This is a genomic window from Ruthenibacterium intestinale, assembly GCF_040096265.1.
Taxonomy (GTDB): domain Bacteria; phylum Bacillota; class Clostridia; order Oscillospirales; family Ruminococcaceae; genus Ruthenibacterium; species Ruthenibacterium komagatae.
The window spans coordinates 1-5367 of record NZ_JBBMFA010000076.1 but is presented as its reverse complement, the minus strand read 5'-3'; the positions used below and the strand labels follow the sequence as shown (position 1 = coordinate 5367).

The following is a 5367-nucleotide window of genomic DNA, read 5'->3' as shown; positions in this document are numbered from 1 at the left end:
AAAGAGCGAAAAGCCGACCGAAAAGAGCACGAAAAAAGTTCTTGACAAAAGGGCAAGAGAGTGCTAAAATAGGAAAGCTGCTCCGAAGAGACGGCTCAAAAAAATATCGAAAAAAGTTCTTGACAAACGGAACTGAATGAGATATAATAAATGAGCTGTCCGAGAGGACGCTAAGGACCTTGAAAATTAAACAATATCAAGAAGCTTAACGGAACCCTAGAACGTGAAAAACGTTCACAAAAAACATTTCCTTTAAGTAATTTAGGACGCAAGCGATTGCGGACTGGATGCTAAGATTTAGATTCAGCATTAAGCTGGTTTAAATACCATTTAATGAAGAGTTTGATCCTGGCTCAGGACGAACGCTGGCGGCGCGCCTAACACATGCAAGTCGAACGGAGCTATTTCGATAGATCTCTTCGGAGTGACATTGGCTTAGCTTAGTGGCGAACGGGTGAGTAACACGTGAGGAACCTGCCTTTCAGGGGGGGACAACAGTTGGAAACGACTGCTAATACCGCATAAGACCACGATACGGCATCGTATTGAGGTCAAAGGAGCAATCCGCTGAAAGATGGCCTCGCGTCCGATTAGCTGGATGGTGAGGTAACGGCCCACCATGGCGACGATCGGTAGCCGGACTGAGAGGTTGATCGGCCACATTGGGACTGAGACACGGCCCAGACTCCTACGGGAGGCAGCAGTGGGGAATATTGCACAATGGAGGAAACTCTGATGCAGCGACGCCGCGTGAGGGAAGAAGGTCTTCGGATTGTAAACCTCTGTTGTCAGGGACGATAATGACGGTACCTGACGAGGAAGCCACGGCTAACTACGTGCCAGCAGCCGCGGTAAAACGTAGGTGGCAAGCGTTGTCCGGAATTACTGGGTGTAAAGGGAGCGCAGGCGGATTTGCAAGTTGGAAGTGAAACTCATGGGCTCAACCCATGAACTGCTTTCAAAACTGCAGATCTTGAGTGGTGTAGAGGTAGGCGGAATTCCCGGTGTAGCGGTGGAATGCGTAGATATCGGGAGGAACACCAGTGGCGAAGGCGGCCTACTGGGCACTAACTGACGCTGAGGCTCGAAAGCATGGGTAGCAAACAGGATTAGATACCCTGGTAGTCCATGCTGTAAACGATGATTACTAGGTGTGGGTGGATTGACCCCATCCGTGCCGCAGTTAACACAATAAGTAATCCACCTGGGGAGTACGACCGCAAGGTTGAAACTCAAAGGAATTGACGGGGGCCCGCACAAGCAGTGGAGTATGTGGTTTAATTCGAAGCAACGCGAAGAACCTTACCAGGTCTTGACATCCGATGCATAGCTAAGAGATTAGTGAAGTCCTTCGGGACATCGAGACAGGTGGTGCATGGTTGTCGTCAGCTCGTGTCGTGAGATGTTGGGTTAAGTCCCGCAACGAGCGCAACCCTTATCGTTAGTTACTACGCAAGAGGACTCTAGCGAGACTGCCGTTGACAAAACGGAGGAAGGTGGGGATGACGTCAAATCATCATGCCCTTTATGACCTGGGCTACACACGTACTACAATGGCTATTAACAAAGAGAAGCGATACCGCGAGGTGGAGCAAACCTCACAAAAATAGTCTCAGTTCGGATCGCAGGCTGCAACCCGCCTGCGTGAAGCCGGAATTGCTAGTAATCGCGGATCAGCATGCCGCGGTGAATACGTTCCCGGGCCTTGTACACACCGCCCGTCACACCATGAGAGCCGGGGGGACCCGAAGTCGGTAGTCTAACCGCAAGGAGGACGCCGCCGAAGGTAAAACTGGTGATTGGGGTGAAGTCGTAACAAGGTAGCCGTATCGGAAGGTGCGGCTGGATCACCTCCTTTCTAAGGAGTCAGGCAGGATGTTCGGAAGAACATTCTGGAACAGGGAAAGTTAAGCGGAAAGATATTGTTTAATTTTGAGGGCCCTTAAGGGAACTCAAGATAAAGAGCGTAACCGAACGCGAAAGCGTGGGGGTATAGCTCAGCTGGGAGAGCACCTGCTTTGCAAGCAGGGGGTCAGGAGTTCGAGCCTCCTTATCTCCACCAAAAATGGGCTCATAGCTCAGGTGGTTAGAGCGCGCGCCTGATAAGCGCGAGGTCGGTGGTTCGAGTCCACTTGAGCCCACCACTTCTTCTGAGAAGGAGAAGGAAGTTCAAACAGCGGAATGCACCTTGAAAACTGAACAAGAACTGCGAAGATTAGAGAAGACAAAAGATTGATAGAGAAATCTACAATTTCGAGAAAACTCTAGTTGGCAAATGGAAGAATCAAGACTGAGAAAACGGTCAAGCTAGAAAGGGCGCAGGGCGAATGCCTTGGCACTGGGAGCCGAAGAAAGACGTGGTAAGCTGCGAAAAGCTGCGGGGAGATGCAAACAATCTTTGATCCGCAGATTTCTGAATGGGGAAACCCACATGGAGTCATGTCCATGTAACATACACTGAATCCATAGGTGTATGTGGGGAACCGCCTGAACTGAAACATCTAAGTAGGGCGAGGAAGAGAAATCAACCGAGATTCCGTAAGTAGTGGCGAGCGAACGCGGAAGAGGCCAAACCGGTGGTAGAAATACTGCCGGGGTTATGGACTGCTTTTAGGACTTAATCTGTTACCTGAAGTGTGTGGGAAAGCACGCCAGAGAATGTGAGAGCCATGTAAGGGAAAACGGAGAGAGCTGCGCAGGATCCAGAGTACGGCCAGACACGTGAAACCTGGTCGGAAGTCGGGGGGACCACCCTCCAAGCCTAAATACTACCCAGTGACCGATAGCGTATAGTACTGTGAAGGAAAGGTGAAAAGCACCCCGGGAGGGGAGTGAAATAGAACCTGAAACCCTGTGCCTACAAGCACCGAGAGCACGTCAAAGTGTGATCGGGTACTTTTTGTAGAACGGTCCGGCGAGCGAATGTATGTAGCGAGGTTAAGGTGTTAAGCACTGGAGCCGCAGCGAGAGCGAGTCTGAATAGGGCGTTGAGTTGCATGCATTGGGCCCGAAACCGAGTGACCTACCCATGGTCAGGCTGAAGTGGAGGTAAAGCTCCATGGAGGGCCGAACCGACCTCCGTTGAAAAGGCGGCGGATGAACTGTGGGTAGCGGAGAAATTCCAATCGAACTCGGAGATAGCTGGTTCTCCCCGAAATAGTTTTAGGACTAGCCTCATGTTAGATTTCCGGAGGTAAAGCACTGAATGGCCTAGGGCCCGAGAGGGTACCGAAGCCTATCAAACTAAGAATGCCGGAAAATTGATGCATGGGAGTCAGACTGTGTGAGATAAGTCTCATAGTCAAAAGGGAAACAGCCCAGACCTACAGCTAAGGTCCCAAAGCAGGTTTAAGTGGAAAAGGATGTGGAGCTGCACAAACAGCCAGGATGTTGGCTTAGAAGCAGCCACTCATTTAAAGAGTGCGTAATAGCTCACTGGTCGAGTGGCTCTGCGCCGAAAATTCAACGGGGCTAAAATCTGCACCGAAGCTTAGGCAGCAGCAATGCTGGGTAGGGGAGCGTTGTGTACGAGGAGAAGCGGTAGCGCAAGCGGTCGTGGATTGTACACAAGTGAGAATGCCGGAATGAGTAGCGCGAATGATGTGAGAATCATCATGGCCGAAAGCCTCAGGTTTTTGGAGGAAGGTTCGTCCGCTCCAAGTTAGCCGGGAGCTAAGGTGAGGCCGAAAGGCGTAGCCGATGCACATACGGTAGAGATTCCGTAGCCACCGAAAGATTTAAGCAGGGGGACACTTTTGAAGTGTATGAGCCGGGTGTTGGTTCCCGGTCGAAAGCGAGCGAATGAGCGAAGTCGTGCATGGAGAGAGGCGAGAAAAGCCCTGTGTATATCTAAGGTGCCCGTACCGCAAACCGACACAGGTAGGTAGGAAGAAGATTCTAAGGCCAACGGGAGAAGGGTTGTTAAGGAACTCGGCAAGTTGACCCCGTAACTTCGGGAGAAGGGGTGCTCATGAAAGTGAGCCGCAGAGAATAGGCCCAAGCAACTGTTTAGCAAAAACACAGGTCTGTGCTAAATCGAAAGATGACGTATACGGGCTGACACCTGCCCGGTGCTGGAAGGTTAAGGGGACATGTGCAAGCATCGAACCGAAGCCCCAGTAAACGGCGGCCGTAACTATAACGGTCCTAAGGTAGCGAAATTCCTTGTCAGGTAAGTTCTGACCCGCACGAATGGTGTAATGATTTGGGCACTGTCTCAACAGCCCGCCCGGCGAAATTGTAGTACCGGTGAAGATGCCGGTTACCCGCGACAAGACGGAAAGACCCCATGGAGCTTTACTGTAGCCTAATATTGGGTTTCGGTATTACATGTACAGGATATGTGGGAGACTGGGAAGCAAGAGCGTCAGCTTTTGTGGAGTCGACCTTGGGATACCACACTTGTGATATTGGAATTCTAACCTGCAGCCCTGAATCGGGTTGGGGGACATTGTTAGGTGGGCAGTTTGACTGGGGCGGTCGCCTCCTAAAATGTAGCGGAGGCGTTCAAAGGTTGGCTCAGCTTGGACGGAAACCAAGCCAAAGAGTGCAAACGCAAAAGCCAGCCTAACTGCGAGACTGACGGGTCGAGCAGTAACGAAAGTTGGAGTTAGTGATCCGGTGGTATGTGAGTGGAAATGCCATCGCTCAACGGATAAAAGTTACCCTGGGGATAACAGGCTGATCTCCCCCAAGAGTCCACATCGACGGGGAGGTTTGGCACCTCGATGTCGGCTCATCGCATCCTGGGGCTGAATTCGGTCCCAAGGGTTTGGCTGTTCGCCAATTAAAGCGGTACGCGAGCTGGGTTCAGAACGTCGTGAGACAGTTCGGTCCCTATCTGTCGTGGGCGCAGGATATTTGATGGGATCTGTCCCTAGTACGAGAGGACCGGGATGGACGCACCTCTGGTGCACCAGTTGTCACGCCAGTGGCACAGCTGGGCAGCTATGTGCGGATCGGATAAACGCTGAAAGCATCTAAGCGTGAAGCCGGCCCAAAGATAAGATATCCCACTGAGTCAATCAGGTAAGACCCCTTGAAGACTACAAGGTTGATAGGCATGAAGTGTAAGCGTGGTGACACGTTCAGCTAGCATGTACTAATAGGTCGAGGGCTTGACCACATCTTAGATTGGTTCTGCATTTGCCAAAAGCAGTTGTTGTTCAGTTTTGAGGGTGAGTTCCTCAAGAGAGAAAAGAGAATACAAGGCTAGGCTAATAGCGTTGCTTTTAGTATTCATAGCCGGTGCCGATGACGCCAAGGTCCCACCTGTTCCCATTCCGAACACAGTAGTTAAGCTTGGTTGTGCCGAAGATACTTGGTTGGAGACGACCTGGAAAAATAGGTAGGTGCCGGCTCTTTTCT

The 5367-nt window shown here is 51.2% G+C and carries 2 tRNA genes and 3 rRNA genes; all 5 read left to right on the top strand.

The annotated features are described in order from the left end of the window. Nucleotides 1–330 precede the first annotated feature (330 nt). A 16S ribosomal RNA gene (locus WMO24_RS05940) occupies nucleotides 331–1858 on the top strand. Nucleotides 1859–1986: 128 nt separating this feature from the next. Next, nucleotides 1987–2062: transfer RNA gene (locus tag WMO24_RS05935), tRNA-Ala, on the top strand. Between the two features lie 5 nt (nucleotides 2063–2067). Next, nucleotides 2068–2144 (top strand) — tRNA-Ile (locus WMO24_RS05930). Nucleotides 2145–2300: 156 nt separating this feature from the next. Next, nucleotides 2301–5125, top strand: a 23S ribosomal RNA gene (locus WMO24_RS05925). 118 nt (nucleotides 5126–5243) lie between these two features. Further along, nucleotides 5244–5360 (top strand): 5S ribosomal RNA (rrf, locus tag WMO24_RS05920). Together the 16S, 23S and 5S rRNA genes with 2 tRNA genes alongside form the textbook arrangement of a ribosomal RNA operon. Nucleotides 5361–5367: the final 7 nt, after the last annotated feature.